This window comes from Streptococcus sanguinis (assembly GCF_050223295.1).
GTDB lineage: Bacteria > Bacillota > Bacilli > Lactobacillales > Streptococcaceae > Streptococcus > Streptococcus sanguinis_X.
Window position 1 is genome coordinate 584603 of sequence record NZ_CP071424.1, and the last position, 26862, is coordinate 611464.

34 protein-coding genes and 1 pseudogene are annotated in these 26862 nt (G+C 43.5%); 32 read left to right on the forward strand and 3 right to left on the reverse strand.

All coding sequences use genetic code 11. The annotated features are described in order from the left end of the window. Positions 1-56 precede the first annotated feature (56 nt). Positions 57-304: pseudogene (locus J1C77_RS03025) on the forward strand (EamA family transporter); the annotation flags it as partial. A 65-nt stretch (positions 305-369) separates the two neighbouring features. Here the strand turns inward: J1C77_RS03025 and J1C77_RS03030 are convergent. After that, a complete protein-coding gene (locus J1C77_RS03030; RefSeq protein WP_002922053.1) occupies positions 370-996 on the reverse strand; it encodes a TVP38/TMEM64 family protein in 627 nt (208 codons plus the stop codon). 178 nt (positions 997-1174) lie between these two features. Here J1C77_RS03030 and J1C77_RS03035 point away from each other — a divergent pair, with 178 nt between their 5' ends. From J1C77_RS03035 to J1C77_RS03090, 12 genes are all read left to right on the forward strand, one after another. Further along, positions 1175-1849, forward strand: a complete 675-nt coding sequence (locus J1C77_RS03035) for a hypothetical protein (protein WP_002922052.1) — start codon at positions 1175-1177, stop codon at positions 1847-1849. Between the two features lie 194 nt (positions 1850-2043). After that, complete coding sequence (locus J1C77_RS03040) at positions 2044-2571, forward strand: YqeG family HAD IIIA-type phosphatase (protein ID WP_042762970.1); 528 nt, start codon at positions 2044-2046, stop codon at positions 2569-2571. A 2-nt stretch (positions 2572-2573) separates the two neighbouring features. Further along, positions 2574-3680: a ribosome biogenesis GTPase YqeH gene (gene yqeH, locus J1C77_RS03045; protein WP_002907110.1), complete on the forward strand. Its 1107-nt coding sequence runs from the start codon at positions 2574-2576 to the stop codon at positions 3678-3680. A gap of 107 nt (positions 3681-3787) precedes the next feature. Next, a complete protein-coding gene (gene yhbY / locus J1C77_RS03050; protein WP_002896287.1) occupies positions 3788-4099 on the forward strand; it encodes a ribosome assembly RNA-binding protein YhbY in 312 nt (103 codons plus the stop codon). Between the two features lie 28 nt (positions 4100-4127). Continuing rightward, positions 4128-4760 carry a nicotinate-nucleotide adenylyltransferase gene (locus tag J1C77_RS03055; protein WP_002907109.1) on the forward strand — a complete coding sequence of 211 codons (633 nt, stop codon included), beginning with the start codon at positions 4128-4130 and terminating at the stop codon, positions 4758-4760. Beyond that, positions 4757-5356 carry a bis(5'-nucleosyl)-tetraphosphatase (symmetrical) YqeK gene (yqeK, locus tag J1C77_RS03060; protein ID WP_002922050.1) on the forward strand — a complete coding sequence of 200 codons (600 nt, stop codon included), beginning with the start codon at positions 4757-4759 and terminating at the stop codon, positions 5354-5356. Before J1C77_RS03055 ends, yqeK begins: the two co-directional genes overlap by 4 nt. Next, positions 5353-5856: a cysteine hydrolase family protein gene (locus J1C77_RS03065; RefSeq protein ID WP_002922049.1), complete on the forward strand. Its 504-nt coding sequence runs from the start codon at positions 5353-5355 to the stop codon at positions 5854-5856. The genes yqeK and J1C77_RS03065 overlap by 4 nt, the downstream gene beginning before the upstream one ends. A gap of 9 nt (positions 5857-5865) precedes the next feature. After that, positions 5866-6231: a ribosome silencing factor gene (rsfS, locus tag J1C77_RS03070; RefSeq protein WP_002922048.1), complete on the forward strand. Its 366-nt coding sequence runs from the start codon at positions 5866-5868 to the stop codon at positions 6229-6231. Positions 6232-6318: 87 nt separating this feature from the next. Continuing rightward, entirely contained in the window at positions 6319-6735 is a 417-nt protein-coding gene (locus tag J1C77_RS03075) for a hypothetical protein (protein ID WP_427195145.1), read from the forward strand. A gap of 15 nt (positions 6736-6750) precedes the next feature. Next, a complete protein-coding gene (locus J1C77_RS03080) occupies positions 6751-7485 on the forward strand; it encodes a class I SAM-dependent DNA methyltransferase (protein ID WP_002922046.1) in 735 nt (244 codons plus the stop codon). Between the two features lies 1 nt (position 7486). Next, positions 7487-8581: a nucleotidyltransferase gene (locus tag J1C77_RS03085; protein WP_002922045.1), complete on the forward strand. Its 1095-nt coding sequence runs from the start codon at positions 7487-7489 to the stop codon at positions 8579-8581. Between the two features lie 205 nt (positions 8582-8786). Beyond that, on the forward strand, positions 8787-9590 hold the full coding sequence (locus J1C77_RS03090; RefSeq protein WP_002922044.1) for a DUF6612 family protein: 804 nt from the start codon (positions 8787-8789) through the stop codon (positions 9588-9590). 90 nt (positions 9591-9680) lie between these two features. On the opposite strand, the gene J1C77_RS03095 is transcribed toward J1C77_RS03090, so the two are convergent. Further along, positions 9681-9833: a hypothetical protein gene (locus J1C77_RS03095; RefSeq protein WP_002922043.1), complete on the reverse strand. Its 153-nt coding sequence runs from the start codon at positions 9831-9833 to the stop codon at positions 9681-9683. Between J1C77_RS03095 and J1C77_RS03100 the strand changes: the two genes are divergently transcribed. The 14 genes from J1C77_RS03100 (at position 9832) to J1C77_RS03165 (ending at position 21664) form a co-directional block, all read left to right on the forward strand. After that, positions 9832-10197, forward strand: coding sequence for a hypothetical protein (locus J1C77_RS03100; RefSeq protein ID WP_002922042.1), 366 nt, complete (start codon positions 9832-9834; stop codon positions 10195-10197). The two genes, J1C77_RS03095 and J1C77_RS03100, sit on opposite strands and share 2 nt — an antisense overlap. A 267-nt stretch (positions 10198-10464) precedes the next feature. Then, positions 10465-11181: a YebC/PmpR family DNA-binding transcriptional regulator gene (locus J1C77_RS03105; protein ID WP_002901009.1), complete on the forward strand. Its 717-nt coding sequence runs from the start codon at positions 10465-10467 to the stop codon at positions 11179-11181. A 123-nt stretch (positions 11182-11304) separates the two neighbouring features. After that, on the forward strand, positions 11305-12411 hold the full coding sequence (locus J1C77_RS03110) for a DUF4352 domain-containing protein (RefSeq protein WP_002922041.1): 1107 nt from the start codon (positions 11305-11307) through the stop codon (positions 12409-12411). A gap of 112 nt (positions 12412-12523) precedes the next feature. Next, positions 12524-13666 (forward strand): M20 peptidase aminoacylase family protein, encoded by a 1143-nt coding sequence (locus J1C77_RS03115; RefSeq protein WP_042762968.1) that lies wholly within the window; start codon positions 12524-12526, stop codon positions 13664-13666. Positions 13667-13783: 117 nt separating this feature from the next. Continuing rightward, a complete protein-coding gene (locus J1C77_RS03120; RefSeq protein WP_042762967.1) occupies positions 13784-14611 on the forward strand; it encodes an amino acid ABC transporter substrate-binding protein in 828 nt (275 codons plus the stop codon). Between the two features lie 116 nt (positions 14612-14727). Further along, positions 14728-16110 carry a M20/M25/M40 family metallo-hydrolase gene (locus tag J1C77_RS03125; RefSeq protein ID WP_002922036.1) on the forward strand — a complete coding sequence of 461 codons (1383 nt, stop codon included), beginning with the start codon at positions 14728-14730 and terminating at the stop codon, positions 16108-16110. A gap of 21 nt (positions 16111-16131) precedes the next feature. Beyond that, on the forward strand, positions 16132-16725 hold the full coding sequence (locus tag J1C77_RS03130; protein WP_002922034.1) for an MptD family putative ECF transporter S component: 594 nt from the start codon (positions 16132-16134) through the stop codon (positions 16723-16725). Between the two features lie 31 nt (positions 16726-16756). Further along, positions 16757-17602: an SAM hydrolase/SAM-dependent halogenase family protein gene (locus J1C77_RS03135; RefSeq protein WP_002898098.1), complete on the forward strand. Its 846-nt coding sequence runs from the start codon at positions 16757-16759 to the stop codon at positions 17600-17602. A gap of 11 nt (positions 17603-17613) precedes the next feature. Next, positions 17614-18156, forward strand: a complete 543-nt coding sequence (locus J1C77_RS03140) for an ECF-type riboflavin transporter substrate-binding protein (protein ID WP_002900998.1) — start codon at positions 17614-17616, stop codon at positions 18154-18156. Between the two features lie 315 nt (positions 18157-18471). Beyond that, positions 18472-19458, forward strand: a complete 987-nt coding sequence (locus J1C77_RS03145) for a rhodanese-related sulfurtransferase (protein ID WP_002922032.1) — start codon at positions 18472-18474, stop codon at positions 19456-19458. A 15-nt stretch (positions 19459-19473) separates the two neighbouring features. Beyond that, the gene (locus J1C77_RS03150; protein ID WP_002922031.1) at positions 19474-19782 is read left to right on the forward strand and encodes a putative quinol monooxygenase; all 309 of its coding nucleotides are present in this window, start codon (positions 19474-19476) and stop codon (positions 19780-19782) included. Positions 19783-20021: 239 nt separating this feature from the next. Continuing rightward, on the forward strand, positions 20022-20825 hold the full coding sequence (locus J1C77_RS03155) for a helix-turn-helix transcriptional regulator (RefSeq protein WP_032912510.1): 804 nt from the start codon (positions 20022-20024) through the stop codon (positions 20823-20825). A 56-nt stretch (positions 20826-20881) separates the two neighbouring features. Beyond that, on the forward strand, positions 20882-21295 hold the full coding sequence (locus J1C77_RS03160) for a VOC family protein (RefSeq protein WP_002922030.1): 414 nt from the start codon (positions 20882-20884) through the stop codon (positions 21293-21295). Positions 21296-21304: 9 nt separating this feature from the next. Next, positions 21305-21664: a TfoX/Sxy family protein gene (locus J1C77_RS03165; protein ID WP_002922028.1), complete on the forward strand. Its 360-nt coding sequence runs from the start codon at positions 21305-21307 to the stop codon at positions 21662-21664. Between the two features lie 39 nt (positions 21665-21703). Here the strand turns inward: J1C77_RS03165 and J1C77_RS03170 are convergent, their stop codons facing one another. Beyond that, the gene (locus J1C77_RS03170; RefSeq protein ID WP_002922026.1) at positions 21704-21955 is read right to left on the reverse strand and encodes a hypothetical protein; all 252 of its coding nucleotides are present in this window, start codon (positions 21953-21955) and stop codon (positions 21704-21706) included. 3 nt (positions 21956-21958) lie between these two features. Between J1C77_RS03170 and J1C77_RS03175 the strand changes: the two genes are divergently transcribed. The 5 genes from J1C77_RS03175 (at position 21959) to J1C77_RS03195 (ending at position 26823) form a co-directional block, all read left to right on the forward strand. Then, complete coding sequence (locus J1C77_RS03175; protein WP_002922024.1) at positions 21959-22876, forward strand: DUF4299 family protein; 918 nt, start codon at positions 21959-21961, stop codon at positions 22874-22876. A 180-nt stretch (positions 22877-23056) separates the two neighbouring features. Beyond that, on the forward strand, positions 23057-23317 hold the full coding sequence (locus J1C77_RS03180; protein ID WP_002922021.1) for a SemiSWEET family transporter: 261 nt from the start codon (positions 23057-23059) through the stop codon (positions 23315-23317). Positions 23318-23537: 220 nt separating this feature from the next. Beyond that, complete coding sequence (locus tag J1C77_RS03185) at positions 23538-24299, forward strand: nucleoside phosphorylase (protein WP_002922019.1); 762 nt, start codon at positions 23538-23540, stop codon at positions 24297-24299. A gap of 9 nt (positions 24300-24308) precedes the next feature. Then, a complete protein-coding gene (locus tag J1C77_RS03190) occupies positions 24309-25994 on the forward strand; it encodes an ABC transporter ATP-binding protein (RefSeq protein ID WP_002922017.1) in 1686 nt (561 codons plus the stop codon). Next, the gene (locus J1C77_RS03195) at positions 25987-26823 is read left to right on the forward strand and encodes an energy-coupling factor transporter transmembrane component T family protein (protein ID WP_002922015.1); all 837 of its coding nucleotides are present in this window, start codon (positions 25987-25989) and stop codon (positions 26821-26823) included. Before J1C77_RS03190 ends, J1C77_RS03195 begins: the two co-directional genes overlap by 8 nt. Positions 26824-26862 lie beyond the last annotated feature (39 nt).

The following is a 26862-nucleotide window of genomic DNA, read 5'->3' on the forward strand; positions in this document are numbered from 1 at the left end:
CTTTATGGATTGTGCTATAATAAGTAAAGATATAGAAAGAGATTGGGATGTCAAAAGTTTTGAAAAGGACCATATTTTCCTACACGGTCTTTTTTAAGGGTACTTCCCTGATAGGTCCTGTCAAATCCAGTCTTCTAGCTTCTATTGAGCCTATTTCAACGTTCTTCTTTGCTTTTTTCTGATGAAAGAGAGCTTTTATGTTATTGTTCTGATAGGGATTGCTATGATTTTAATAGCTGTTTCACTCATTTCCCTTAAAGACTTGTGGCTGCAAAAAAAAAGTCCTGTAGCCTCTCCTAGTTGAACCACTATATATGGGAGACAAAAAGGATAAATAAAAAAGGAGTTGACTCTTCAATCAACTTCTTTTTATTTGGAGACCATTTTCCAGAAAAAATCAATGATATAGGTCAGTCCGTAGGTATAGATGACGAGAGTGATGGGCTTGCAAAGAAGGATAATCAGCATGTACTTTTTGAAAGTCATCTTAGTCAAGGCTGCCAGCATGCAGAGAAAGTCGGCTGGACTGATGGGCCAAATCATCATGAAAATAAAGAAGCGCTCAAAGCGGTTGCCCTTATCCAGCCAGCCGATATATTTATAATAAGTACGCTTGCTGACGACAGACTTGACAAAAGCCGGACCGTAGGTGCGGGCCAGGTGAAATATAATGGCGCAACCAATGACAATACCGATATAGTTATAAATGGTGCCGACGATATGACCGTAGATGAAAACACCAGCAACAGAGGTCAGGGCGCCAGGGATAATGGGCACGACCGTCTGTAGAATCTGCAGGAAGATAAAGAGGGGTGGGCCCCAAATGCCCGCCTGCTGGATAAAGGCTGAGAGAGTTTCCTTGGACTGGAGAATACCTGCGAAATAGGCCCAAAGACAAAAAGCCACCGTTCCTAGAGCACCAATGGCGGACGACCAGTTGATAATCTTTTGCAAAAGAGGGGAAACAGCTTGCATCTGCCTGTTTTTTTCTGCCATACAAACCTCCAGAACATTTATACTATCACCACTATAATATCATCTTTTTTCCTTTTTGTAACTCTTGAGGCTGAGGGTGCCAAAAAGCCTCAAAGATGATATAATGATGTAATTAGTAAAGCATAAGTTTTCAAATAATCGTTCAAAATCAAAAAAATGCGTAAGAGGAGAGCCTATAGTGGAAGAATATCTAAATTTATATCATCAAAAATTATGGGAGGTCGCTAATGATAATATTGTAGGGGTCTTTATAAATCCTCTTATACTTTCTTTGGTATTATTTTTCTACCCTATTATTGTATATCATTTTGTAATAGAAACGAAACAGGTTAAACTCTTATTAATGATGTCAAGCATCCCTATTATTTTTGGTCTTTCTTGCCTAATCATAGAATACAGAGATGTTTATAATCAAATCGTAAATTCTACATCTGATAAACATAAGGTCTTTTTTCTTAACTATCAAGATAGAGAGGGATTCTTGGGCTATTCAAAAAATGACGAAGAAATCCAATTTGCAAGTGTTGATGGGAAATTGCATGAGAAAGATATCATAATGTTTGTAAATTCTAACGTTTTCTACACTGGATTATTAGATGATTTATCTGCAAAGTTACCAGGTGGACATCAACCAACCAGAATTATTCCAATTGTTCTGGTTGGTTATACAGAAAAAGATGAAATTTGGGAATCAATAGATATTCGTATATCACCTGGAGATAATAAAGAAGATTTTGAAAAGTTCTCTAAATTGATACACATCAAAAAAGAGGATACAATTAGCTCCAAATTTATATCCGATTTTCAGGAATTGTATCAAACAGATCTACATATGAAGGAAAAGAATTATTAAAATTTTTCTTTTAGATTATGTAAGTAATTTCTCAATATTAAACTAATAGCTTCCACTTTTAGGGAGCTGTTTTCATTTGCTTGAAAAATAGAAAAGTGAACATCACCTATTCACTCTAGAAGAAATAGGACCATGAGTGCCAAAAAGCCCATTTTATGCTATAATAATGAGAATACGAATTTTTGGAGAGAGATGTGGCGATTGAAGATTATATGCCGGACTTTGCGGTTGAGGCAGTTTACGATTTGACAGTAGAGAGTTTGAAAAAACAGGGTATCAAAGCGGTTTTGGTGGATTTGGATAACACCTTGATTGCTTGGAATAATCCTGACGGGACCCCAGAGATGAAGAAGTGGCTCCATGATTTGCGGGACGCGGGTATTCGGATTATCGTGGTGTCCAATAATAACCAAAAACGGGTCAAGCGGGCTGTTGAAAAGTTTGAAATTGACTATGTCTACTGGGCCATGAAACCCTTCACTTGGGGAATTGATCGAGCACTCAAGCTTTTTCATTTCGAAAAAAATGAAGTGGTCATGGTGGGTGACCAGCTCATGACGGATATTCGGGCTGCTCATCGGGCTGGGATTCGTTCGATTTTGGTCAAGCCACTGGTCGAGCACGACTCTATCAAGACCCAGATCAATCGGGCGCGTGAACGCCGTGTGCTCAAGAAAATTACTGGAAAATACGGCCCAATTCAATACAAAAAAGGAATTTAAGTATGGAAGAACTTCTCTGTATCGGCTGCGGAGCCACTATTCAGACAGAAGATAAGAGCAAGCTAGGGTACACGCCCCAGTCAGCTCTAGAAAAAGGCTTGGAGACAGGTGAACTCTATTGTCAGCGCTGTTTCCGCCTGCGCCATTATAATGAAATCAGCGATGTCCAGCTGACGGATGATGACTTTCTGCGGCTTCTGCATGAGGTTGGAGATAGCGACGCTTTGGTCGTCAATGTTGTCGATATTTTTGACTTTAATGGATCGGTCATCCCTGGCCTGCCTCGCTTTGTTGCTGGAAACGATGTTCTCTTGGTTGGGAATAAAAAGGACATTCTGCCTAAGTCGGTCAAGGATAGCAAGGTGACCCGGTGGCTGACGGAGCGGGCTCACGAAGAAGGCCTGCGTCCAGTCGATGTGGTCCTAACCTCTGCTCAGAACAAGCAGGCGATCAAGGACTTGATTGACAAGATTGAGCATTGCCGCAAGGGACGTGACGTTTATGTGGTCGGCGTGACCAATGTGGGCAAGTCCACTTTGATTAACGCCATTATTCAAGAAATCACGGGCGATAAGGATATTATTACGACTTCGCGCTTCCCGGGCACAACTCTGGATAAAATCGAGATTCCTTTGGCAGATGGCAGTCATATCTATGATACACCGGGCATTATCCATCGTCACCAGATGGCTCACTATCTTTCTGCTAAGAATCTCAAATACATCAGTCCCAAAAAGGAAATCAAGCCCAAAACCTACCAGCTCAATCCTGAGCAAACCCTCTTTTTGGGTGGTTTAGGTCGCTTTGACTTTGTGGCAGGCGATAAGCAGGGCTTCACAGCTTATTTTGACAATGAGCTTAAGCTCCACCGGACCAAGTTGCAAGGTGCTAGTGATTTTTATGACAAGCATGTCGGCAGTCTCTTAGTACCTCCCGTTGGCAAGGAAAAGGAAGAATTTCCAGCTTTGGTCAAGCATGAATTTACCATCAAGGACAAGACAGATATCGTCTTCTCAGGTTTGGGCTGGATTCGCGTCAGTGGTCCTGCCCGAGTAGCTGGTTGGGCGCCAGAGGGTGTGGCGGTTGTCACTCGGAAAGCTATTATATAATACTCAAGACACCAAGGGGAAGAAATTCCCTTAAAATAAGGAAGGAAAAGGCCATGAATAGTGGGGAGTAAAGCGAATCCTAGCTGTATCAAGCCTTATAGAAGAACATGACACTAACATCAAAACAACGCGCCTTTCTCAACAGTCAGGCACATAGTCTCAAGCCTATCATTCAGATTGGGAAAAATGGACTTAATGACCAAATCAAAACCAGCGTCCGTCAGGCACTGGATGCCAGAGAGCTGATTAAGGTTACGCTCTTGCAGAATACAGATGAGAATATCCATGAAGTTGCTGAGATTCTGGAAGAGGAAATCGGAGTGGATACGGTGCAGAAGATTGGCCGGATCTTGATTCTCTACAAGCAGTCCAGCAAAAAGGAAAATCGCAAACTCTCTGTCAAAGTCAAGCAAATTTAAGGAAAAATTTCTGTGGAGATGTCAGCCTATGGCTATTGAATTACTAACCCCCTTTACCAAGGTGGAATTAGAACCAGAAGTTAAAGATAAAAAACGCAAGCAGATTGGTATTTTAGGCGGGAATTTCAATCCTGTCCACAATGCTCATTTGGTCGTGGCGGATCAGGTCCGGCAACAGTTGGGCTTGGATCAGGTTCTGCTCATGCCAGAGTACGAGCCGCCCCATGTGGATAAGAAAGAAACTATTGATGAGCAGCATCGGCTGAAAATGCTGGAGCTGGCTATTGAGGGCATTGAAGGACTAGGGATTGAAACCATTGAGCTGGAGCGCAAGGGAATTTCTTACAGCTACGACACCATGAAGCTACTGACAGAGCAACATCCAGATACGGACTATTACTTTATCATCGGTGCGGATATGGTGGACTACCTGCCCAAGTGGTACCGGATTGATGAGCTGGTTGAGCTGGTTCAGTTTGTCGGTGTTCAACGACCGCGCTACAAGGCGGGGACTTCTTACCCTGTCATCTGGGTGGATGTCCCCCTTATGGATATTTCCTCCAGTATGGTGCGGGATTTTCTGGCTCAGGGACGGACTCCTAATTTCCTGCTGCCTCAGCCGGTCTTAGACTATATTGAGAAAGAAGGGCTTTACCTATGACCTATGAAAGTTATATCAGTATGAGTCGTGAGGCCTTACTGGCTAAGATGGAAACTGTCATGCCTGAGAAACGCCTGCGGCATTGTCTAGGTGTGGAAAAGGTTGCCCGTGAATTAGCGGAGCGCTTCAGTCTTGACGTCGAAAAAGCGGGTCTGGCAGGACTCTTGCACGACTATGCGAAAAAGGTCTCGGACGAGGATTTTCTTGCCTTGATTGACAAATACCGGCTGAATCCTGACCTGAAAAACTGGGGCAATAATGTCTGGCATGGCATGGTGGGCATTTACAAGATTCAGGAAGATTTAGGCATCGAAGATGCAGAGATTCTCCGAGCCATCGAGATTCATACAGTAGGCAGTGGCACCATGTCTGAACTGGACAAGGTCGTCTATGTCGCTGACTATATCGAGCACAACCGAGACTTTCCGGGAGTGGACAAGGCCAGAGAGCTGGCTCAGCAGTCGCTCAATCAAGCTGTGGCCTATGAAACAGCAAGGACGGTGGAGCATCTAGCCCATAAGGGGATGCCCATCTATCCGCAGACCTTGGAGACTTACAATGCCTTTGTAGGATATTTGAAGGAAATAGAAGAATGAAAACAGTTCTAATCATTATAGATGTCCAAAATATCTTAGTGGAGACAGGTTTTCAGTCTGATAAAATGATGGATAAAATTTCCTTTCTGCAGCATCAGGCTAGGAGTAAAGGTGCCGAAATTATCTATATTCAGCATGTGGAAAATCCAGAAGACAATGCATTGGAAGATTGGCAGTTGTCTCCTCTCTTGAATCGAAAGTCAGACGAAAAGGTCTTTCAGAAGAAGTATAATAGTATATTTAAAGAGACAGGTTTGAAGGATTACTTGGAAAAAGAAGATATTGGTCGTCTAGTTTTATGTGGAATGCAGACGGAATATTGTGTAGATGCATCAGTTAAAGTTGGATTTGAATTTGATTATAAACTTATCATTCCAGAAGGTGCTTTTACAACTTTTGATGGAGAAGACGCTTCGGCAGAAAAAATAAATACATTTTACCAAAAAATTTGGGACGGACGTTTTGCGGATGTTCTAGATTACAAAAACATTTTTAATTAAAGAGGAACTATGAAAGAACAAGAATTATTAGAACTGGTCGTGAAGGCGGCCGATGAAAAGCGTGCAGAAGATATTGTAGCTTTGGATTTGCAAGGTCTGACTACTGTGACAGATTACTTTGTCATCGTCAGCTCGATGAACAGTCGTCAGCTGGATGCAGTCGCTGAAAATATCCGTGAGAAAGCTGCGGCGGTGGGTGTTTCTGCTGGTCATGTTGAGGGTGACGCAGCAGGTGGCTGGGTGCTCTTAGACTTGGGCGGCATCGTTGTCCATGTCTTTTCAGAGGAGATGCGGGCGCACTATAACCTTGAAAAACTCTGGCACGAAGCAACTGGTGTGGATGTTGCAGCTTTATTGGAAGAAAAAAACAAGTGATTTTTTGTCCTTAGGCAGAAAGCAGAATTCGGCTCAGTCAGCCTGCTGGCTGGGCTATTTTTGAAAGGAAGGAATTGGAATTTGTAAATGAATCGAAAAAAGAATTTAAGAGAAAAATATTTTAAAGAGCATAATATTGATGATACATACCAAACTATTGAATATGAAATTCACCATATTGTGGAATTTAGTGAAGCTGAAAAAGGTTTAGTTCCGAAACAAGAGATAGATAGTGTGGCAAATTTATTGCTTATTAGTAAAATAAAACACGATATTATTACAGCGAGAACCAATCAATTCAGAGAGTCGAATATTGGACAGGATAATACCAAACCCAGAAAGTTTTATAAGATTGAATTTGATAAAGATGTGATAACTCTGATAAATATAAATGATGATGTGGAAAAAATTGAATTAAAAATAGGAGAAGATATTTTTTTACGTAATGATATGATTCCGATTATAATGGAGACGAATGAACAGCTGTTAAAAAAATATTTTTAAAGTGAGTAGAAAAGTATGGCAACTTATGAAACCTTCGCGTCGGTTTACGATGCGATTATGGATGATTCTTTGTATGAGAAGTGGACGGATTTCAGCCTGCGTCATTTTCCCAAGGATAAGAAAAAGCTGCTGGAGTTGGCCTGTGGTACGGGCATTCAGTCTATTTATTTTAAGCAGGCTGGTTTTGATGTAACGGGGTTGGACCTTAGTCAGGAAATGCTGGATTTGGCGGAGAAACGTAGCAGAGAGGCCGGTTTGGATATTCCCTTTATCCAGGGCAATATGCTGGATTTGAGTGGTGTCGGTCAGTTTGATTTGGTGACGTGCTATTCAGACTCGATTTGCTATATGGAAGACGAAGTCGATGTCGGTCAGGTCTTCACTCAAGTTTACCAGCATCTAAATGAGGGCGGTCGCTTTATCTTTGACGTACATTCGATTTACCAGATTGATGAGGTTTTTCCAGGCTATTCTTATCATGAAAATGCTGAAACCTTTGCTATGGTCTGGGATTCCTATGCGGACGAACCGCCTCATTCCATCGTGCATGAGCTAACCTTCTTTGTCCAAGATGAGGATGGCCGCTTCACGCGCCATGATGAGGTGCATGAGGAGCGGACCTATGAGATTCTGACCTATGATATCTTGCTGGAGCAGGCTGGCTTTAAGAATGTCAAGGTTTACGCGGACTTTGAGGACAAGGAGCCAACCGAAAAGAGCGCTCGCTGGTTCTTTGTAGTGGAGAAATGAGATGACAGTTACCGGTATTATCGCAGAGTTTAATCCTTTTCATAATGGGCACAAATATCTGCTGGAGCAGGCTTCTGGTCTGAAAATCATCGCCATGAGCGGCAATTTTGTTCAGCGAGGGGAGCCGGCTATCGTGGACAAGTGGACTCGGGCGCAGATGGCTTTAGAAGCTGGAGCGGATCTGGTTCTTGAGCTACCTTTCTTGGTCAGCGTTCAGGCGGCAGACTTTTTCGCTAAGGGAGCGGTAGACATCTTAGAGAAACTAGGCATTGATCATCTGATGTTTGGGACCGAGGAAGTGCTGGATTATGAGAGTATTTCCAAGGTCTATGGTGAAAAGGCAGAGCAGATGGAGGCTTATCTGGCTGGCTTGCCTGATTCCCTCTCCTATCCTCAAAAGACTCAGGCTATGTGGCAGGAGTTTGCAGGGCTCAACTTCTCAGGCTCTACTCCCAATCATATCTTAGGATTGGCTTATGCCAAGGCTGTGGCGGGAAGAGATATGAAACTGTGTCCGATTCAACGTCAGGGAGCTGGCTACCATTCCTTGTCAGCTGATCAGGAGTTTGCTTCTGCAACTGCCCTTCGTCAGAAGCTGGATCAGCCGGACTTTATCAAAAAATTCACTCCAGCATATCACTTGCTTGAAATGGCTCCTAAGGTGACCTGGTCGGACCTCTTTCCTTATCTCCGTTACCAGATAGTGACCTGTCCGGATTTGACAAACTTTTATCAGGTCAATAAGGAGTTGGCTGTTAGAATTAGAGAGGCCTTGAAAAGCAGTGAGACCATAGAAGAGCTAGTTGAGCAAGTGGCGACCAAGCGCTATACCAAGGCTCGGGTTCGGCGTCTGCTGACCTATATCTTGGTCGGAGCTAGGCAAGAAGAACTGCCGTCTGGCATACATATTCTAGGCTTTTCTGAGCAGGGACGCCAGCACTTGTCCAGCCTCAAGGAAAAAGTTGAACTGGTCAGCCGTATCGGCAAGGAACCGTGGGATAGTCTAACCCAGCAGGCTGATAAGGTCTATCAACTAGGCAATCCTGCACTTACGGAACAGAACTTTGGACGAGTTCCGATTATGAAAGACAAGTAAGGCTGAATGTTCAGCCTTTTTGCTTTGTTTGCGACGGTAAATAAAAAATGGTATAATAAACAAATAAACTTGTTTTCACTAAGGAGCATGATTTGCTTTTTAGCGGTTTGATTGTAGGTATGAAAGCTAACATTCGATCAATAACACATTGCTGTGCTGATTGAATGCTTGTCTTTCATATCTATGTCTCAAAGGAGGAAGACTCATGAAATTCAAAAAGATTACCTTTATGGCCCTTACAGCTTTACTGACGCTTAGTTTAGGGGCTTGTAGCTTGATTGGGCAGAAGCATTCTCAAAAGAATCAGGGTGGGACTGAGAATAGCTCCCGTGAGAGCCAAAAGAATACTTCTTCTGACGATATTGAAGAACTCTTGGAGAAAGCAGAAACTGCGAATGAAGATCTAACTTCAATGAAAATGAAGGTGAAATTATCTATCACTGTAGATGGTTCCAATAAAACTCAAACGATGAGCGGGGATCTTCTCTATGATAAAAGCACTGATGAGCTGGCCAAGGGGCATTTAGTCATAGATGGAAAAGAGAGCGGTCAGGAGAGTTATCAAGAAGCGATTATGCCAGGCGGAGAGAATAAACTTTTGTATACTCGTTCTTCTAAAAATGGAACCTGGTCTAAGCAAGAAATGGGAAGCGGGGCAGATTATTATGTTCAGCCCGATTATTTCAAACTCATGGATGGATTTTATCAAATGGCTGATGATGTCACTGTAAAAGAAAGCGGTGATGAATATATCTTTAAATTAAGCAGCAAAAATGCTGATTTACTGGGGCTCTTTGGTGAAGAATTCAAACTAGAGTTGACAGGTGTTACTCAGGCTGATATGGATAAAACGTTAGAAGTACACTTGGATAAAAAGACCTTATTCTTAAAAGACTTTAAGCTAGGTCTATCTTATAAAGGTGAAGAAGGTAGTTTGGATGTTCAAACAGACACTCAATATTCTGACTGGAATAAGGTAGAGGAAGATGAATTTAAGGCGCCTCAGTAAAGCATTGACAGAATAGCTTCTAAACTATTAGCTGAGAAAGAAAGGAAAAGTCATGCCTTTATTGTTTGCTTTTCGCTACCGTAGAGGACTCTATTTGACCATAGTAATCTTGACCTCTGTCTTCTTAGTCTCAGGCATCATTTTCGGCGCTTTAGCTTCCTTGCTCTTGTTTTCAATTGATAAAGCCATGCCTGGAGCAGGAATACGCTCGTTCAGTTTGCCTTTTATACTTGCTTTTTTCATGACTGCTGTAATCGAAATATTTGCAATAGTTCATGCGGGACGCAAGCTGAGTAAAAAGTGCTTTGTTCTTGCAGGAACAGAATGGGGTTTGACCGTGCGAGGAGCTTTCTTGAAAGAACATAGCTTGGCTTGGAATCAGCTGGAAAGTGTCTTTTACCGGCCGGCTTGGGGCCGAACTTCTGAAGGGCAGGTTTCTTTTCGACTGGGAGTCAGGCACTATCGGAGAGACTACCTATATGTCAAGCCTTATCATGGTAAGTCCGTCCGAGTAGATGTCACATTTTTGGATGGCAGAATAGAGGATGTTTTTGCCTGCTTAAGCAGGTGCAAACCGGATTTGCCTATTGTGAAAAATGATCAGTGATATTTTTGATGGATTTCGGCAAAGGTCCGTTATGACAGGCCTGCTAGTTTCAGGAAATAGAATGTACCGTCCAGTTGCTCTTTTAGCGGCTGGATTTTTTATGGAAGGAAAACAGAAATCAATTTTGTCTCGATTTCAGTCCAGCAGAAGTTGAAGAATGCAGGCTGAATCTTCTAGAAGCTATCATTTTTTCTTAGTGATTTTTCTGATTCCCTGTGTTATAATAAGAAAGATTAAAAATGTAATTTATCAAAAGGAGAATCTCCAATGGGACGTAAATGGGCCAATATTGTGGCAAAGAAAACGGCCAAAGACGGCGCGAACTCAAAAGTATATGCTAAGTTTGGTGTGGAAATCTATGTAGCAGCTAAAAAAGGTGATCCAGATCCAGAGTCTAACACAGCTTTGAAATTCGTTATTGACCGAGCTAAGCAGGCTCAGGTGCCGAAGCATGTCATTGACAAGGCCATCGATAAGGCAAAAGGAAACACTGACGAAACCTTTACTGAAGGCCGCTATGAAGGATTTGGGCCGAACGGTTCTATGCTGATTGTCGATACCCTGACTTCAAATGTCAATCGGACTGCAGCCAATGTTCGTGCTGCCTTTGGGAAAAATGGCGGTAATATGGGAGCTAGTGGCTCTGTATCTTATCTTTTTGATAATAAAGGCGTGATTGTCTTTGCTGGGGACGACGCTGACAGTGTCTTTGAACAGCTGCTGGAAGCGGATGTGGATGTTGATGATGTTGAAGCAGAAGAAGGAAGCATCACTGTTTATACAGCGCCAACTGACCTTCACAAGGCTATCGTGGCTCTGCGTGAATCTGGCATTCAAGAATTCCAAGTAACCGAGCTGGAAATGATTCCTCAGTCTGAAGTAGAGTTGACCGGTGAAGACCTCGAAACCTTTGAAAAACTCTATAGCGTTTTAGAAGACGACGAAGATGTCCAAAAAATCTATACGAATGTAGATGGATTCTAAAGATACTTGACCTGTAGTTGGAGCTACAGGTTTTTCTGTGATTAGAAGTCTCAAACTGTATTTACCAATGCAGCTAAGTATGGTAAAATAGAAAGGTCATATTATTAAGTTATTAAGGAGACAATGATGAAAAAAGTATTTCAATACACAACCTTGCTTTTAGCAGGAATGAGCTTAACTGCCTGTGCCTTGCTTCCGACTCCAAATCAGGATCTTACAAGTAAGCAAAGTCAGGAGAAGAAGGACAAGAAAGTAGCCAGCAATGGACAGGTAGATATCAAGATTAAGGATGGCCAGTTTATTTTGCCAAGCAACGGGGCCGCTGATTCAAAATACTTGGCTTTGTCATTGGAAATTAAGAATAAAACGGATGAAAAAATTATGATTTCCTCCTCAGACATTGGTTTCTACGATTTAGAAGGTGAGAAAATCCAACCGGTCGGAGTTTATGATGATGCAGAAAACTTTAAAATACTAAAATATGAAGATTTAGCTAAGGGAAAGACTCTGTCTGGTTATCTTGTATTTAAGGTTGAAAAGGATAAAAAATATGAACTGCACTATGAGAAGAAAACTTATGATGCTGATGAGAAAAGCAAAGAAATCAAGCTAAATGTTGATCCTTCGAGTTATCCTGATCAAATCGAAGATTCAAAGAAATTAGCTTCTGATTATCTGAATGCCGTTTTCTTAGGTGGAGACGCCAAAAGCAAAGACAAGGCAAAGTCGTCCAATAGCAAGGAAAATTTTGTCTTGGGCGGCGATTTGGAGCAAGATAAAAAGGACTTTAGAGCAGCTTTTGCTGAAGACTTCAAACGTAAATTGCATGACTATCCCTTTACTGATAAGGAAGTCAATGCCTTTATCGATGCCTATGTGGAAAATAATGCAAAACGCTCCGAAATTTCTTATACAGTAGCCCAGTACATGCCGAATGAGATAGTGATCAAGATTAAACCGAGAACGGTCAGTCTAAGCAAAACCATCCTGAACTACAGTAAAGAGTTTTCTGATAAGCATCGTTCTGAGTATGCGAATCTTTCGGAATTCTATAAAGCACAAGATAAGAATTATGCTGATGACATGATGGCTGGATTGGACTCACGGCCGCTTCTCACCCCAGAACGAGATTATCAGCTGAAATTTGTCAAGACAGATGGCAAATGGGTCTTGGAGCGTGATTTTTCTTATGAATCCATTGTCATTTCTTTCGAAGGCGATATCTCATAATAGCAAAATTAGAGGGCTGATTATTGATTATTTGCTCTCTATTTTTGTTTCCGCGTCCAGCTTTGTGCTATACTGGATGGTAGATAGGTGTATTCGAGTAAAGGAGTCTGCCATGAAAAAATTTTATGATAAACTGATGCAAACGCGGCATTATCTTCATCAGCATCCAGAGCTGTCTGGGCAGGAATTTGAAACGACAGCTTTCCTAAAAGGCTATCTGGAAGATTTGGAGATTAGGATTTTGGAATCCGGTCTGAAAACGGGCTTGGTTGCCGAGGTTGGCTCTGGCAAGCCAGTTATTGCCCTGAGGGCTGATATCGATGCTCTGCCCATTTTGGAGAGGACTGGTCTGTCTTATGCCAGTCAGAATGTAGGCGTCATGCACGCTTGCGGCCATGATTTTCATCAGACCAGCCTTTTGGGGGCAGCGGAGCTGCTCAAGGCTATGGAAGGAGATTTGAGAGGGACAATCCGTCTGATTTTCCAGCCAGCTGAGGAAACTTCTCAGGGAGCCAGTCAGGTTCTTGCGACAGGTCTGCTGGACGATGTGTCTGCGATTATCGGCTTTCACAATATGCCCCAGCTTAAGGCGGGGCAGCTAGCACTTAAAGCTGGAGCCATGATGGCTGGGGTTGAGAAGTTCAAGGTGGAGGTAGAAGGAGTCAGTAGCCATGCGGCTAGGCCAGATTTGGGTGTTGATACGGTATTAACTGTGACTAGTATGATTCAAAATCTGCAGGCTCTAGTGGCTCGCACAGTGTCTCCTTTTGAAGCGGCTGTCTTATCTGTGACTCATATCGAAGCTGGAGCGACCTGGAATGTACTGCCGCAGTCGGGCTTTTTTGAAGGAACGATTCGCAGTTTCAATCCGACCTTGCAGCAGCGTCTCAAGGAAGACTTTATCCGAATTGTAGAGAATACAGCGGAGAATTTTGGAGCTCAGGTCAGGATTTCTTGGGACCATACACCGCCAGTGACCTATAATGATCCAGAATTGGCTGAGCTGCTCTACGAGCACTCACGGAATCTAGCAGAGGTCCTGGCAGCCAGTCCATCCTCGGCTGGAGAAGATTTTGCCTTTTATCAGGAGAAGCTTCCAGGTGTCTTTGCCTTTATCGGCTCAAATGGGGCAGAAAATGCTCCTGACCTCCATCACGACAGCATGGTCATTGACGACGAAGCCTTCAAAGTTTCCGTTCCTTACTATGTCGAAAGTGCCCTCTTTCTCCTGCAGCACTACAAGCAAAAAGCCTAGAAATGGCTGCCTCAAAGCTGATAAAGAAAAGCTATCACCTCCATAAAAAATATATAATGGTCAAGTTTCTCCTTATTTGATATGATAAAGAAAGACTTTTTAGGAGGAATTCGAAATATGAACCTGAAGAAAACCTTGAAATACTTCTCTCTGGCGGCTGTCAGTGTCTTGGCCATTGGTGCCTTGGTGGCTTGCTCATCATCAAGTAATAAGAAAACAGAGAAAACAAAGGTAGAAGTCGGAACAGTGGGAACGACCAAACCATTTTCATACGAAGATAAAGATGGTAAACTGACTGGCTACGATATCGAAGTCCTTCGTGCTATCTTTAAGGACTCAGACAAGTATGAAGTTAATTTCAATAAGACCAAGTGGGCTTCTATTTTCTCAGGTCTGGACAGCGATCGCTACCAGATCGGTGCCAATAATATCAGCTATTCCGAAGAACGGGCTAACAAATATCTCTATGCTAGTCCATATGCGAAAAATCCAACAGTTTTAGTTGTCCGTAAAGGCGAGGGCATTAAATCGCTGGATGACATTGGCGGCAAGTCTACTGAGGTTGTTCAGGGGACTTCAACAGCTCAGCAACTAGAGGACTACAACAAGGAACATAGCGATAATCCGACAAAAATCAATTATACGGACGGAACTATTCAGCAAATTTTGGCCAATCTGAATGACGGCCGTACGGACTATAAGATTTTTGAGCGCATAACTGTAGAGTCTATTATCAAAGACCAAGACTTGAAAAATCTGGAAGTGATTGAACTTCCAAGCGACCAGCAGCCTTATGTCTATCCGATTATTGCAAGCGGTCAGGAAGACCTGCAAAAATTTGTCAACAAGCGAATCAAGGAACTCTATGAGGATGGTACGCTTGAAAAACTATCACAAGAATTCTTTGGCGGTTCTTACCTGCCAGATGCAAAAGACATCAAGTAAGAAATCCCATCAAGTCCAGTCTGCATTTGGCTGACTAGACTTTGATACAAGAAATACGATAAGGGCGGGGAAGCTTATTTCCCCAGCCCTTTATCTGCTGTTAATAGGAGTAACGCATGCCTTTCTCAACTGAGACTGAACAAATCAAGAAATTTGAAAACGACGAGGTTGCCCAGCACTATTTTGAAGTGCTGCGGACCTTGATCTCTAAAAAATCAATCTTTGCCCAGCAGGTTGGCTTGCAGGAAGTAGCCAATTATTTGGGAGAGATTTTTACAGCTGCAGGTGCCAAGGTCATGATTGACGACAGCTATACTGCTCCATTTGTTTTGGCGGAGTTTCTTTCTTCAAATCCTGCTGCTAAGACCATTATTTTCTACAACCACTACGATACAGTGCCGGCAGATGATGACCAGCCTTGGACCAATGATCCCTTTACACTGTCGGTTCATTACGGGATTATGTATGGGCGAGGAGTGGATGATGACAAGGGGCACATTACTGCTCGTTTGACAGCCGTTCGCAAGTATATTCGAGAGCACGGTGATTTACCAGTCAATATCATCTTTATGATGGAAGGGGCAGAAGAGTCTGCTTCGACAGACTTGGATAAATATCTGGCCAAGCATCGTAAACGCCTGAGAGGAGCAGATTTGCTGGTCTGGGAGCAAGGCAGCCGCAACAATCTTGGACAGCTAGAAATCTCGGGCGGTAACAAGGGAATTGTTACCTTTGATATGACGGTTAAAAGTGCAGATGTAGACATCCATTCTAGCTTCGGCGGTGTTATCAATTCAGCTTCTTGGTATTTGCTCAATGCTTTATCCAGCTTGCGCAGTCCAGACGGCCGCATTCTAGTTGAAGGCATTCATGAGCAGATTCAAGAGCCAAATGAACGGGAGCTGGCTCTGATTGAGGAATATGCCCTGCGGACTCCTGAAGAGTTGAGTCAGGTCTATGGCTTGAAATTGCCGGTTTTGTTGGACGAACGGAAGGAATTCCTCCGTCGCTTTTACTTTGAGCCTTCGCTGAATATTGAAGGCTTTGGATCAGGCTATCAAGGCCAAGGGGTTAAAACCATTTTGCCTTCAGAGGCCCAGGCCAAGATGGAGGTTCGTTTGGTGCCTGGTCTGGAGCCAGAGGATGTGTTAGACAAGATTCGTCAGCAGCTAGATAAAAATGGCTATCCAGCGGTTAAGCTGACCTATACCTTGGGAGAAATGAGCTATCGCAGCGACATGAGCGCACCTTCCATTCTCAATCTTATCGAGCTGGCTAAAGATTATTATCAAGAGGGCATCTCTGTACTGCCGACCTCAGCTGGAACTGGTCCGATGCACACGGTCTATGAGGCCTTGGAGGTTCCTATGGCGGCTTTTGGACTTGGAAATGCCAACAGCCAGGATCATGGCGGAGATGAGAATGTGAAAATTGCTGATTATTATACACATATAGAGCTCATTCAAGACTTGATTGGCAGTTACCATCAAACTGACTAGACTAGTGGGAAAGGAAGGCTTATGCTATACTCTATAAGAAAAGACAAACTGAAGCAGGCTGGCTTCTTTTACCTCTTTTATTTTTTAGCCATGCTCTTAGGCGTCTTGGTTGGACTTCTATTTGATCGCTCAGGCAATATGTTTTATGCTCCGGCTTTTACAGCTTTCTTTGGTGGAGTTATGTTCATCTTCTATACGGAGAAAATAAAGACCTTCGGTCTAATCAGCGGTCTAGGCTGTCTGCTAGGTTTCTTCTTTTTGCTTAGTCGACATGGCTTTGGAGCTTTTCTACCAGGTTTGATTTGTGGTATTTTAGCGGATCTTATAGCTCGGTCAGGCAGTTACCAGAAGACTGTTAGAAGCTTGCTAGCTTTTATGGTTTTCAGCTTTAGCACAGCGGGTCCTATTTTCCTAATGTGGCTGGTGCCCAAGCAGTATGAAGCTAGTCTTCTTGCTAGAGGAAAGACTCAGGCTTATATCGGGCAAGTCATGCTTAAGCCGGAACCCAGCTTAGTCCTCTGGTTTGTGGCCAGCATTTTACTGGGTGCTTTACTTGGAGCCCTGTTAGGAAAGAAAAGCCTTAAAGCTAGACATTCCAAGTCAGCTTCGGTCTAAATATCATTGAAAATATAACTAAGGAGAAAACATGAACAATTTACTTGTACTCCAGTCGGACTTTGGTCTGGTAGATGGAGCTGTGTCAGCCATGATAGGAGTAGCGCTAGAAGAGTCGCCCACTCTGAAAATTCATCATCTGACTCACGATATCACCCCCTACAATATCTTTGAGGGAAGCTATCGTCTCTTTCAGACAGTTAACTATTGGCCAGCAGGAACGACCTTTGTGTCAGTAGTGGATCCGGGCGTTGGCTCCAAGCGTAAGAGTGTGGTAGCCAAGACTAAAAAGGGCCAGTACATCGTCACGCCTGATAACGGTACCCTGTCTTTCATCAAGAAGCATGTCGGCATTGAGGCCATTCGGGAAATTTCTGAAGTGGAAAATCGCCGCAAGGATACGGAGCATTCCTACACTTTCCACGGTCGTGATGTCTATGCCTATACAGGTGCCAAGCTAGCCAGCGGCCATATCAGTTTTGAAGAAGTTGGACCAGAGCTTAAAGTTGAAGACATCGTCGAAATTCAGGTAGTAGAGACTACGCTTGCGGAGAATTATGTCAGCGGAGCTATTGATATCCTGGATGTCCGCTTTGGTTCTCTCTGGACCTCTATCACCCGCGAGGAATTCTACACCTTAAAACCAGAATTTGGTGACCGATTCGAGGTTACCATCTATAACAATGACATGCTGGTTTATCAAAACCAAGTAACCTATGGCAAGTCCTTTGCGGATGTCCGCATCGGCCAGCCTATCCTCTATATCAACTCCCTCTATCGGGTTGGCTTAGCGATTAACCAAGGTTCCTTTGCTAAGGCCTACAATGTTGGCGTCGGTGCCCAGTGGCATATTGAAATCAAGAGAATTGAAAATTAAGGAAGAAGAACATGAAAAATAATACAATCAGAAACGTAGTCGCAACAGGAATTGGAGCAGCTCTATTCGTGGTCATCGGAATGATCAATATCCCAACTCCTGTACCCAATACCAGCATCCAGCTCCAATACCCTCTGCAAGCTCTTTTTAGCGTCATCTTTGGACCTATCGTTGGTTTCCTGATGGGCTTCATTGGCCATGCCATTAAAGACGCTATGAGCGGTGGCGGACTTTGGTGGTTCTGGATTGCCGGTAGCGGAGTCTTCGGTCTATTGGTTGGTTTCTTTAGAAAATTCTTCCAAGTGGAAGAAGGAAAATTTGAAGTCAAGGATATTATCCGCTTTAACTTGATTCAGTTTGGAGCCAATGCAATCGCTTGGCTAATCGGCCCAATTGGTGACGTGATTGTGTCTGGTGAGCCGGTCAATAAGGTTATTGCTCAAAGTATTGTAGCAATTCTGGTGAATTCTGCGACAGTAGCAGTCATCGGAACTGTCCTGCTGACTGCCTACGCTCGCACCCGCACCCGCGCAGGAAGTCTGAAAAAGGATTGATTACATCAAAAATTGACAGATTGGGAGAATTCCCAGTCTTTTTTGTACAAAATAAAAAACAAAATGTAAATTATATATTGTATTATAGAAATTTATAAAGTGAAAGGAAAATCTGTAAGAGAATGGCAGTAAAAGCGCTTTGAGAAGTATTTGGATCAATTGGAAGAAGAGTGATAACTTGTCCTTCTCGCTTAAACTTTCCAGCTCTGCTATTTTTCAAACAAATATTTTGCCCAGCTTTTCTTCTCGCGTTATAATAAATAGATGAATTAAAAAATTCAGAAAATTTTATAGAGAAAAGAGAGTTGAAATCTTATGGCAAAAGATATTCGCGTCCTACTTTACTACAAATATGTTCCGATTGAGAATGCTGAGAAATTTGCAGCTGACCACCTGGCCTTCTGTAAATCCATCGGTCTTAAAGGCCGTATCTTGGTGGCAGATGAGGGAATCAATGGAACGGTTTCTGGTGATTATGAAACCACTCAAAAATACATGGATTATGTGCACAGCCTTCCGGGCATGGAAGACCTTTGGTTCAAGATTGACGAAGAAAATGAGCAAGCCTTCAAGAAAATGTTTGTTCGCTACAAGAAGGAAATCGTGCACTTGGGCTTGGAAGACAATGATTTTGATAATGACATCAACCCACTGGAAACAACAGGAGCTTACCTATCACCTAAGGAATTTAAGGAAGCCCTCTTGGACGAAGACACTGTTGTCCTAGACACTCGTAACGACTATGAGTACGATCTGGGTCACTTCCGCGGAGCCATTCGTCCAGACATCCGCAACTTCCGAGAGTTGCCACAATGGGTTCGTGATAACAAAGAGAAGTTCATGGACAAGCGCGTGGTTGTTTATTGTACCGGTGGTGTTCGCTGTGAGAAATTCTCAGGCTGGATGGTGCGGGAAGGCTACAAGGATGTCGGTCAGCTTCATGGCGGTATCGCGACTTACGGCAAGGATCCAGAAGTTCAAGGTGAGCTTTGGGACGGTAAGATGTATGTCTTTGATGAGCGTATCTCCGTTGATATCAACCATGTTGATCCAGTTGTGATTGGGAAAGACTGGTTTGACGGTACTCCTTGCGAGCGCTATGTCAACTGTGGCAATCCAGAGTGTAACCGCCGCATCCTGACTTCAGAAGAAAATGAAGACAAGTACCTCCGTGGCTGTTCTCATGAATGTCGTATTCACCCTCGCAACCGCTATGTTGCTGAAAACGGCCTGACCCAAGCAGAAGTGATGGAGCGTTTGGCTGCGATTGGAGAAAGCTTGGAAACATTGGTGGCTCAGTAATAAGGAGAGATCCTAATGGAAAAATTTTGTGTTTATGGGAAATTAATGGCCCAAGAAGGAAAGGTGCAGGAACTTACTGCTTACATGCAAGAAGTTGTCAAAGAAATGCAAAATCTTGACACTTGTTTCTGCTATATCTTAGGTGAGAAGGCAGATGAACCCAACAGCATCTATATTTACGAAGTTTGGGAGAGCGAGCAAGCTCACAATGACAGTCTGACCTTGGAAGTTTTTCAAAATCTCATTGCAAAAGCTAGACCCATTATTTCAGGCATGGAAAATTTGCATAAGCTGACTATTTTTGATGGTAAGGCAAGTTTCTAAATTCCTAAGAAAAACTAAAAACTTTAGACGATTCAAACGTCTAAAGTTTTTTTATCATTTATCTACAGGTAAAAGTCTTGTTGGACAGAGATTTTGGAAAGCAGACTATTTCCGCCAGTTCTTAGATCATCTCTCAGAGTATCACTTGATTTCTGATTTTCTTTCTGCGGTTTCGATTTTTTGTCCTTTCTTTTTGATGTGATATAATGGGCTTAAATAAATGGGAAAGGAGCAAGTCTATGTCTAAAGCTATCATGGAAGAAGTGGCGGCCTATCTACGTCAGCATACAGATCAAGAGCTGAGTCTGACCGATTTGGCTCAGTATTTCCATTATAGTCCTTCCCATCTATCCAGAACTTTCAAGAAAAAGATGGGCTTTTCTATCAAGCAATATATGGAAGCTCTTAAGATGGAAAAAGGAATTCAGGAGATTGTAGAAGGCCGGCAAAATGTGACTGAGACCTCTATGGAAGCTGGTTATGATAGTCTAGGCAGTTTTTCCAATACTTTTAAGCGGCATACTGGACTTTCGCCTAAAAAATATTATCAGGAATCAACCAAGGCTTATGATTTCATGATTAAACAGCTAGATGAGAAGGGAGCTTTCTTGCATCAGGATCCCGACTGTAAAAGTGGCAATCGGTTGACTGTGGCGCTATCTTATCCTGAGGGCTATGAACCACGCATTAGCTGTATCGGGCTTTTTAAAACACGCATACCTAAAGAAGAGCCAGTTATCGGAGTAGCACTAAGTCAGGAGAGCCAGTTTACTTTTGAAAATGTACCAGATGGTCACTACTATCTTTTGGCTTGTGAATTGCTGGAGGATTTACGCCTAACTAAAAACTATGTCTTGAAGCATAACTTTCGCTGGGGCAGCGATGAGCCTCTCACTTTTTCAGGCGATAACATCTATCAAGAGGAAATCAGCATGCGTAGGCCCTTGTCCAGCGATCCCCCTATTACAGTTAATCTTCCAGTTTTAATTATGCGTTCCCTAGCCAAACAAGCGCAATTGAGAATAAGAAAATTTTTATCTTAATTGATAAACTGATACTAGAGATTTATTCTCAGATATAAAAAATTGGAGGAACAATAATGAAATTAGACGTATTTTTAAGTTTTAATGGTCAGGCCGAAGAAGCTTTTCGTTTTTATGCAGATCTTTTTCAGACAGAGATAAAGGGACTTGTACGAGCCAGTGAGATGATGGATCCAGCTGACCTTCCTGCAGAAAAACGGAATAAGCTTGCTTGGATTGCCTTAGATACGGAAAACTTAACCCTGAATGGTGAGGATGTAGGCATTTTTAACGACCTATCTATTCCTAGCAATCATCAGCCCAATCAATGGTTGGTTCTGAGTCCAGACAGTAGAGAAGAAGCCGATGAGCTTTTTGCCAAACTTGCTGAAGGTGGACAAATTCTCTATCCTTTAGAGGAACAAGCTTTCGCAGAGTTTTATGGCCGCTTGATTGACCGTTTTGGTATCGGCTGGGATGTGATGAAATGAGGCAGAAGGATGGCTTATAGTGAATCCTTAGCCCAGCAAGTTCGTGCCATTTTAGCTACTGAACTTCCTCCTCATGTTTTTGAAGAAGAGGTAGAAGAGAAGAAGATGTTTGGTGGATTGGCTTTTATGGTTCGAGGTAAGATGACCCTTACTGTGAGTTCGAGAAGTCAAGAGCTTGTCATGGTACGCATCGGTAAGGAAATGGAAAAGCAGGTCCTGCCTAAAAATGGTGCCAGTGTGACGTTAATGAAGGGCAGGCTTTATCATGGCTATATTGATTTAGATGCCGAAGGACAAAAAGAACTGTCTTACTGGATCAAGCTAGCCTTGTCCTACAATCAGGAGCTGACGCAGCAGGATAAAAAGTAAGAAGTGCTCAGAATGAGTCTTGCTTTCTTAGAAGTTTATTCATTGCCTTTTTATGAAGTTCAAATATATTCTTAGAATCTGTATTGATGAAGCTTTCAATCGGAATGTCTCTTCATGGATACAGGTTTTTTCGTCTTTTTCTTCCAAAAATGTTATACTAATACCAGAGTCCGTTTTAAGAATGGAGTTTATCCTTAAAAGTCTTGGAGAAAAGCTAGTTTGTACCAGTATTGAGTTTTGATTTTGCATTTTCTCGCTTTTTGAAAGGCTTTTGTAGTTAGAAAGGAGCATGGTATGAGTATTTCTTTTTACATTCAGAACCGAAAGGGCTTGTTTAGCTATAAGGCGGTCGAAACACCCTTGTCTTTGGTTTCCTTGGTAGAAGGGCTGGAAGTCGTAGGTCTCGAGGGTGATAAGGCTTATCAATCCTTGGATCAGGTCGGAACTTTTCTGGCTGTCTACTGGGAAGGGGCAGGCCGAGGGTTTGAAGTTTATTATCTGCCAGACCGAGAAACCTATCAGATCCGCGTCTTGACACCATCGACGGTAGGCGACTGGAAAGGAGCTATTCTCTTTATGAGTCGTTTGGCTCAGAAGATGAAGCAGGATATTGTCGATGAATACGGCACCACTTACACTGCTGACGGGATTTTTAATATTGATTTTGAAGCGGATATTCTCTACGGCCTGAACGATGCCAGAGTTGCAGCTGCGCCCATTCATGTTTTCGAAGGCTATGCTCATGATTTGTACATGTCGCAGGAAAAACTTCTGGAACTTTTCAAGGCAGAAGATCCTGTGGAGGAGTTTGGCAGGCAGATGGCTGAGATGCAGCAGGTTCAGAGTCAATTTTCTACTCCTAAGTATTATAAGGATCAGGGTGGGAAATACCTGGGTTCTTATGTCTTGGCAGAAGGAGTGGATACAGTCCTTCCGACTCAGCCCATGCCCAAGGGCTACTTGGTTAAAGAGATGATTGAGAGCGGTGCTAGTCAAGATATGGAATGGCATCTTCATATCCTGATAGAGGATGCCAGCAGTCCGCAGGGCTATAAATATCTGACAACAAAGGATTTAAAAGCTTTTTTGGAGAAGATTCCAGAGACTCACCGCAGCTATCTGGATTCCAGTCAGATCCGGATTCAGCCACTCAATCGGCTGGAACTGGAAGCCATTTTGGATCAACTTCCCGATGGAGAACCGAAGTTTTAGCGCTAGGAAATTTTACTTTTTGAATCTTAACAGAGCTGCTAAAATGCAGCTTTTTTAGGACTGTCAGCAGTTCTCACAATTTTGTGACTCTTTTCGTTTTAGTAACATTTTTGAAAACAACTTGAAAATTTCAGAAAGAAGCTATAGAATAGAGGTCAGTTTTATAAAAAGGAGAACGAAATGAAAGAAAAACACATGCTGATCTTGGGCTGGGTGGCTACTTTTATGTCTGTTATGATGTATGTTTCCTATATCCCACAGATTATGAATAATCTAGCTGGCAATAAGGGTGATTTTATCCAGCCTTCAGTAGCTGCTCTAAACTGTACTCTCTGGGTCATTTATGGCCTATTTAAAGAGAAACGGGACATTCCTTTGGCAGCAGCTAATATGCCGGGCATCGTATTTGGCTTGATTACTGCTGCAACGGCCCTTGTGTAAGATGAGATTGGGATTTATGCCCAGTCTTTTTTTGTTGGAAAATCATTGGATAAAGTACTCACTTCACTTGTAGCTATAGAGCCTGCCTATGGCTTTTGCTATGTAGAAAATATGCAGGCAGCGTTCAGCAGACCGTCTTTTTATGATACAATGGTAAGATGAAGTCAGTAGACATCTGCTGGCTGTTTCATCAGGAAGAGAGGGATGAGAGAGCAAGCCTATGATACTTGAAGAATTTGACCAAAGTCGCAGGGCCATCATCAACCCAGAAGACTTGAATGAATCCATAGAGGGTTTTCCGGAGACGGCTGTTTCTTGCTTTGCCAGAGAGACTTTTGCGCGGATGTTGGCGGATTTTGAGCATGAGCTGATTACGACAACTAGCATGGCTAATATTGAAATTCCTATCTATCGTATTTTCGCGGATGGACGGGAACTGGCTCTCTTCAATGCACCTGTTGGAGCTTCGGCCTGTGTGGCTATTCTGGAAGACCTGATTGCTTTTGGCATGAAGAAGCTGGTGCTTTTCGGTACTTGCGGTATCTTGGATGAGGAGATTAAGGAAACGTCCGTCATTATCCCGACGGAGGCCCTGCGTGATGAGGGAACTAGCTATCACTACCAGCCAGCTAGCCGTGAGCAGGAAGTCAATCTTGACTTGAAAGACTTTTTGACGGATTTTCTGGATGCGCGCGGTATTTCCCATAGCAAGGGCAAGGTCTGGACGACAGACGGCATTTACCGTGAGACGCCAGCTAAGCTCCGCCAGAGAAAGGCCGAGGGAGCTATCTGTGTGGATATGGAATGCTCAGCTGTAGCGGCTTTAGCAGCTTTTCGAGAGATAACCGTCTGCCAGTTCTTTTATGCAGCCGACCACTTGTCTGAGGAAGCTTGGGATATGCGCAACCTAGCCAATCATGCAGACTTAGACGAAAAAGATAAGATTGCCAATCTAGCGATTCAGATTGCTTTGGCACTATAGAGAAATAAGATGAAAAAACCAATTATCCAATTTGAGGACTTTAGCTTTCAATATCAGGCCCAGTCTGAACCGACCCTGAAGCAGATCAATCTGACAATTTACGAGGGGGAGAAGGTTCTGATTGTCGGGCCATCTGGCTCTGGTAAATCAACGCTGGGTCAGTGTCTCAATGGAATTATCCCCAACATTTATAAAGGAGAGGCCAGCGGTCAGCTCTTGATTAAGGGGCAGCCAGTCTTTGAATCCAGCATTTATGATAAGTCCAATCTAGTCAGCACGGTCTTGCAGGACACGGATGGCCAGTTTATCGGGCTTAGCGTAGCAGAAGATTTGGCCTTTGCGCTGGAAAATGATGTGATGGAGCTGTCGCTTATGCGCGAAAAAGTCCGAACCTGGTCAGAGAAGCTGGATTTAGCGGAGCTTTTGCAGCATCGGCCCCAGGATCTATCAGGCGGTCAAAAGCAGCGCGTCAGTCTGGCTGGGGTTTTGATTGACGAGAGTCCTATTCTGCTTTTTGACGAGCCCTTGGCCAATCTGGATCCCAAGTCGGGTCAGGATACCATTGATTTGATTGACCAGCTTCATCGGGAGACGGCAACGACGACTCTGATTATCGAGCACCGCTTGGAAGATGTTCTTTACAGACCGGTAGACAGAATAGTGCTTGTCAATGACGGACGCATTCTCTTTAATGGACAGCCGGATGACCTGCTCAGAACCCAGCTGCTAGCTGAAAATGGCATCCGTGAACCGCTCTACATTACGACCCTGCGCCTGCTGGGCGTTGATGTGGAAAAGACTGAAGGATTGTCACGCTTGGAACAGTTACAGCTAGCAGATGTGACCTTTGAGGGCAGGGACTGGTCTGACTCTGACAAAGAGTCTCAGGAGCCCTTACTGGAACTGGAGCACGTTTCCTTTTCTTACCAGAGCGGCGGCAAGCCTATTTTGCAGGATATGAGCCTGAAGATTTTCAAGGGTGAGCGGATAGCTATCGTTGGTAAAAATGGAGCTGGTAAGTCAACCCTGGCCAAGGCCCTCTGTCAGTTTATTGAGACTGAGGGGAGCTATAGATGGAAAGGTCAGGATATCAAAGGAGACTCCATCAAGGAGCGAGCAGAGCGGATTGGTTATGTCCTGCAGAATCCCAATCAGATGATTTCGGCAGCCATGATTTTTGATGAAGTAGCCTTAGGCTTACGCCTGCGCGGACTGGCAGAAGCGGAAATCGAAGAGCGGGTCCATGCGGCTCTTAAAACGTGCGGCCTCTATGAATTCCGTAGTTGGCCGATTTCGGCCCTGTCTTTCGGTCAGAAAAAGCGGGTAACCATTGCATCTATCTTGGTGCTGAATCCAGAGATTATCCTCTTGGATGAGCCGACAGCTGGTCAGGACCAGCGCCATTATACAGAGATGATGGACTTTCTAGACGAGCTCAACCAGCAGGGACATACGATTATCATGATTACCCACGATATGCAGCTGATGCTAGATTATTCAGATCGGGCAGTAGTTGTGGTGGATGGTCAGATTTTAGCCGATAAGGCGCCTGCTCAGGTGCTGACAGATCAAGAGTTGATTGCGGCGGCTCATCTAAAGGAAACGTCAATCTTTGCTCTGGCTAAGAAGATTGGTGCCGCCCCTCTGGCTTTGACCGAGTTTTATATGCGAAAAAAGGAGGACAAGCATGCTTAATCAGCGAAAATTAATCGGCTACCATTCAGGCAACACGTTTCTTCATGGTCTGTCCGGTGCCAGCAAGATGCTGTTCTTCGTTCTGGTATCAGTGGCGGCCATGATTAGTTACGATACTCGCTTTTTGCTGGGGCTAGCCCTGCTGTCCCTCTGTCTCTTTCGGCTGTCCCATATCCGCATTCGAGACATTTCATTTGTTTTAGTCTTTGCGGAATCCTTTGCGGCCCTTAACTTAGTGATGGTCTATCTTTTCGCGCCTCAGTATGGTGTCGATATCTACGGAGCCAAAGATGTCCTCTGGACTGGATGGGGAGCCTATAATCTAACAGCTCAAGAGCTGTTCTACCTCTTTAATCTCCTGCTCAAGTATGTTTCTACTATTCCTCTGGCAGTGATTTTCCTCATGACAACCCATCCCAGTCAGTTTGCTTCCAGCCTGCATCAGCTTGGTATTTCTTATAAAATTGCTTACGCGGTCAGTCTGACGCTCCGCTATATTCCGGATTTGCAGGAAGAGTTTTTCCTGATCAGGATGTCTCAGGAAGCGCGTGGGCAGGAATTATCCAAGAAAGCCAAACTGGCTCAGCGCGTGAAGGGAAATCTGCAGATTATCATTCCGCTGATTTTCAGCTCCCTAGAGCGCATAAATACCATTGCCACAGCCATGGAGCTGCGTCGTTTCGGAAAAAATAAAAAACGCACCTGGTATACCTATCAGGCTCTAAGCAAACGAGATATGCTGGTGCTGACACTGGCAGTCGCCTTTCTATTACTTTGCTTTGCCCTCTTCGCAGTCAATCACGGACGCTTTTATAATCCGTGGAGGTAGGATGTAAGCATGTTTCTTATGAATGTACGGTTTCCTAAA

What these genes read in the sequence shown, in the direction of transcription:
- J1C77_RS03030 (WP_002922053.1), bottom strand. Translation starts at nt 996, where the DNA reads ATGGCAGAAAAAAACAGGCAGATGCAAGCTGTTTCCCCTCTTTTGCAA.
- yqeH (WP_002907110.1), top strand. Translation starts at nt 2,574, where the DNA reads ATGGAAGAACTTCTCTGTATCGGCTGCGGAGCCACTATTCAGACAGAA.
- yhbY (WP_002896287.1), top strand. Translation starts at nt 3,788, where the DNA reads ATGACACTAACATCAAAACAACGCGCCTTTCTCAACAGTCAGGCACAT.
- J1C77_RS03055 (WP_002907109.1), top strand. Translation starts at nt 4,128, where the DNA reads ATGGCTATTGAATTACTAACCCCCTTTACCAAGGTGGAATTAGAACCA.
- yqeK (WP_002922050.1), top strand. Translation starts at nt 4,757, where the DNA reads ATGACCTATGAAAGTTATATCAGTATGAGTCGTGAGGCCTTACTGGCT.
- J1C77_RS03065 (WP_002922049.1), top strand. Translation starts at nt 5,353, where the DNA reads ATGAAAACAGTTCTAATCATTATAGATGTCCAAAATATCTTAGTGGAG.
- rsfS (WP_002922048.1), top strand. Translation starts at nt 5,866, where the DNA reads ATGAAAGAACAAGAATTATTAGAACTGGTCGTGAAGGCGGCCGATGAA.
- J1C77_RS03075 (WP_427195145.1), top strand. Translation starts at nt 6,319, where the DNA reads ATGAATCGAAAAAAGAATTTAAGAGAAAAATATTTTAAAGAGCATAAT.
- J1C77_RS03080 (WP_002922046.1), top strand. Translation starts at nt 6,751, where the DNA reads ATGGCAACTTATGAAACCTTCGCGTCGGTTTACGATGCGATTATGGAT.
- J1C77_RS03085 (WP_002922045.1), top strand. Translation starts at nt 7,487, where the DNA reads ATGACAGTTACCGGTATTATCGCAGAGTTTAATCCTTTTCATAATGGG.
- J1C77_RS03090 (WP_002922044.1), top strand. Translation starts at nt 8,787, where the DNA reads ATGAAATTCAAAAAGATTACCTTTATGGCCCTTACAGCTTTACTGACG.
- J1C77_RS03100 (WP_002922042.1), top strand. Translation starts at nt 9,832, where the DNA reads ATGACTGCTGTAATCGAAATATTTGCAATAGTTCATGCGGGACGCAAG.
- J1C77_RS03095 (WP_002922043.1), bottom strand. Translation starts at nt 9,833, where the DNA reads ATGAAAAAAGCAAGTATAAAAGGCAAACTGAACGAGCGTATTCCTGCT.
- J1C77_RS03105 (WP_002901009.1), top strand. Translation starts at nt 10,465, where the DNA reads ATGGGACGTAAATGGGCCAATATTGTGGCAAAGAAAACGGCCAAAGAC.
- J1C77_RS03110 (WP_002922041.1), top strand. Translation starts at nt 11,305, where the DNA reads ATGATGAAAAAAGTATTTCAATACACAACCTTGCTTTTAGCAGGAATG.
- J1C77_RS03115 (WP_042762968.1), top strand. Translation starts at nt 12,524, where the DNA reads ATGAAAAAATTTTATGATAAACTGATGCAAACGCGGCATTATCTTCAT.
- J1C77_RS03120 (WP_042762967.1), top strand. Translation starts at nt 13,784, where the DNA reads ATGAACCTGAAGAAAACCTTGAAATACTTCTCTCTGGCGGCTGTCAGT.
- J1C77_RS03125 (WP_002922036.1), top strand. Translation starts at nt 14,728, where the DNA reads ATGCCTTTCTCAACTGAGACTGAACAAATCAAGAAATTTGAAAACGAC.
- J1C77_RS03130 (WP_002922034.1), top strand. Translation starts at nt 16,132, where the DNA reads ATGCTATACTCTATAAGAAAAGACAAACTGAAGCAGGCTGGCTTCTTT.
- J1C77_RS03135 (WP_002898098.1), top strand. Translation starts at nt 16,757, where the DNA reads ATGAACAATTTACTTGTACTCCAGTCGGACTTTGGTCTGGTAGATGGA.
- J1C77_RS03140 (WP_002900998.1), top strand. Translation starts at nt 17,614, where the DNA reads ATGAAAAATAATACAATCAGAAACGTAGTCGCAACAGGAATTGGAGCA.
- J1C77_RS03145 (WP_002922032.1), top strand. Translation starts at nt 18,472, where the DNA reads ATGGCAAAAGATATTCGCGTCCTACTTTACTACAAATATGTTCCGATT.
- J1C77_RS03150 (WP_002922031.1), top strand. Translation starts at nt 19,474, where the DNA reads ATGGAAAAATTTTGTGTTTATGGGAAATTAATGGCCCAAGAAGGAAAG.
- J1C77_RS03155 (WP_032912510.1), top strand. Translation starts at nt 20,022, where the DNA reads ATGTCTAAAGCTATCATGGAAGAAGTGGCGGCCTATCTACGTCAGCAT.
- J1C77_RS03160 (WP_002922030.1), top strand. Translation starts at nt 20,882, where the DNA reads ATGAAATTAGACGTATTTTTAAGTTTTAATGGTCAGGCCGAAGAAGCT.
- J1C77_RS03165 (WP_002922028.1), top strand. Translation starts at nt 21,305, where the DNA reads ATGGCTTATAGTGAATCCTTAGCCCAGCAAGTTCGTGCCATTTTAGCT.
- J1C77_RS03170 (WP_002922026.1), bottom strand. Translation starts at nt 21,955, where the DNA reads ATGCTCCTTTCTAACTACAAAAGCCTTTCAAAAAGCGAGAAAATGCAA.
- J1C77_RS03175 (WP_002922024.1), top strand. Translation starts at nt 21,959, where the DNA reads ATGAGTATTTCTTTTTACATTCAGAACCGAAAGGGCTTGTTTAGCTAT.
- J1C77_RS03180 (WP_002922021.1), top strand. Translation starts at nt 23,057, where the DNA reads ATGAAAGAAAAACACATGCTGATCTTGGGCTGGGTGGCTACTTTTATG.
- J1C77_RS03185 (WP_002922019.1), top strand. Translation starts at nt 23,538, where the DNA reads ATGATACTTGAAGAATTTGACCAAAGTCGCAGGGCCATCATCAACCCA.
- J1C77_RS03190 (WP_002922017.1), top strand. Translation starts at nt 24,309, where the DNA reads ATGAAAAAACCAATTATCCAATTTGAGGACTTTAGCTTTCAATATCAG.
- J1C77_RS03195 (WP_002922015.1), top strand. Translation starts at nt 25,987, where the DNA reads ATGCTTAATCAGCGAAAATTAATCGGCTACCATTCAGGCAACACGTTT.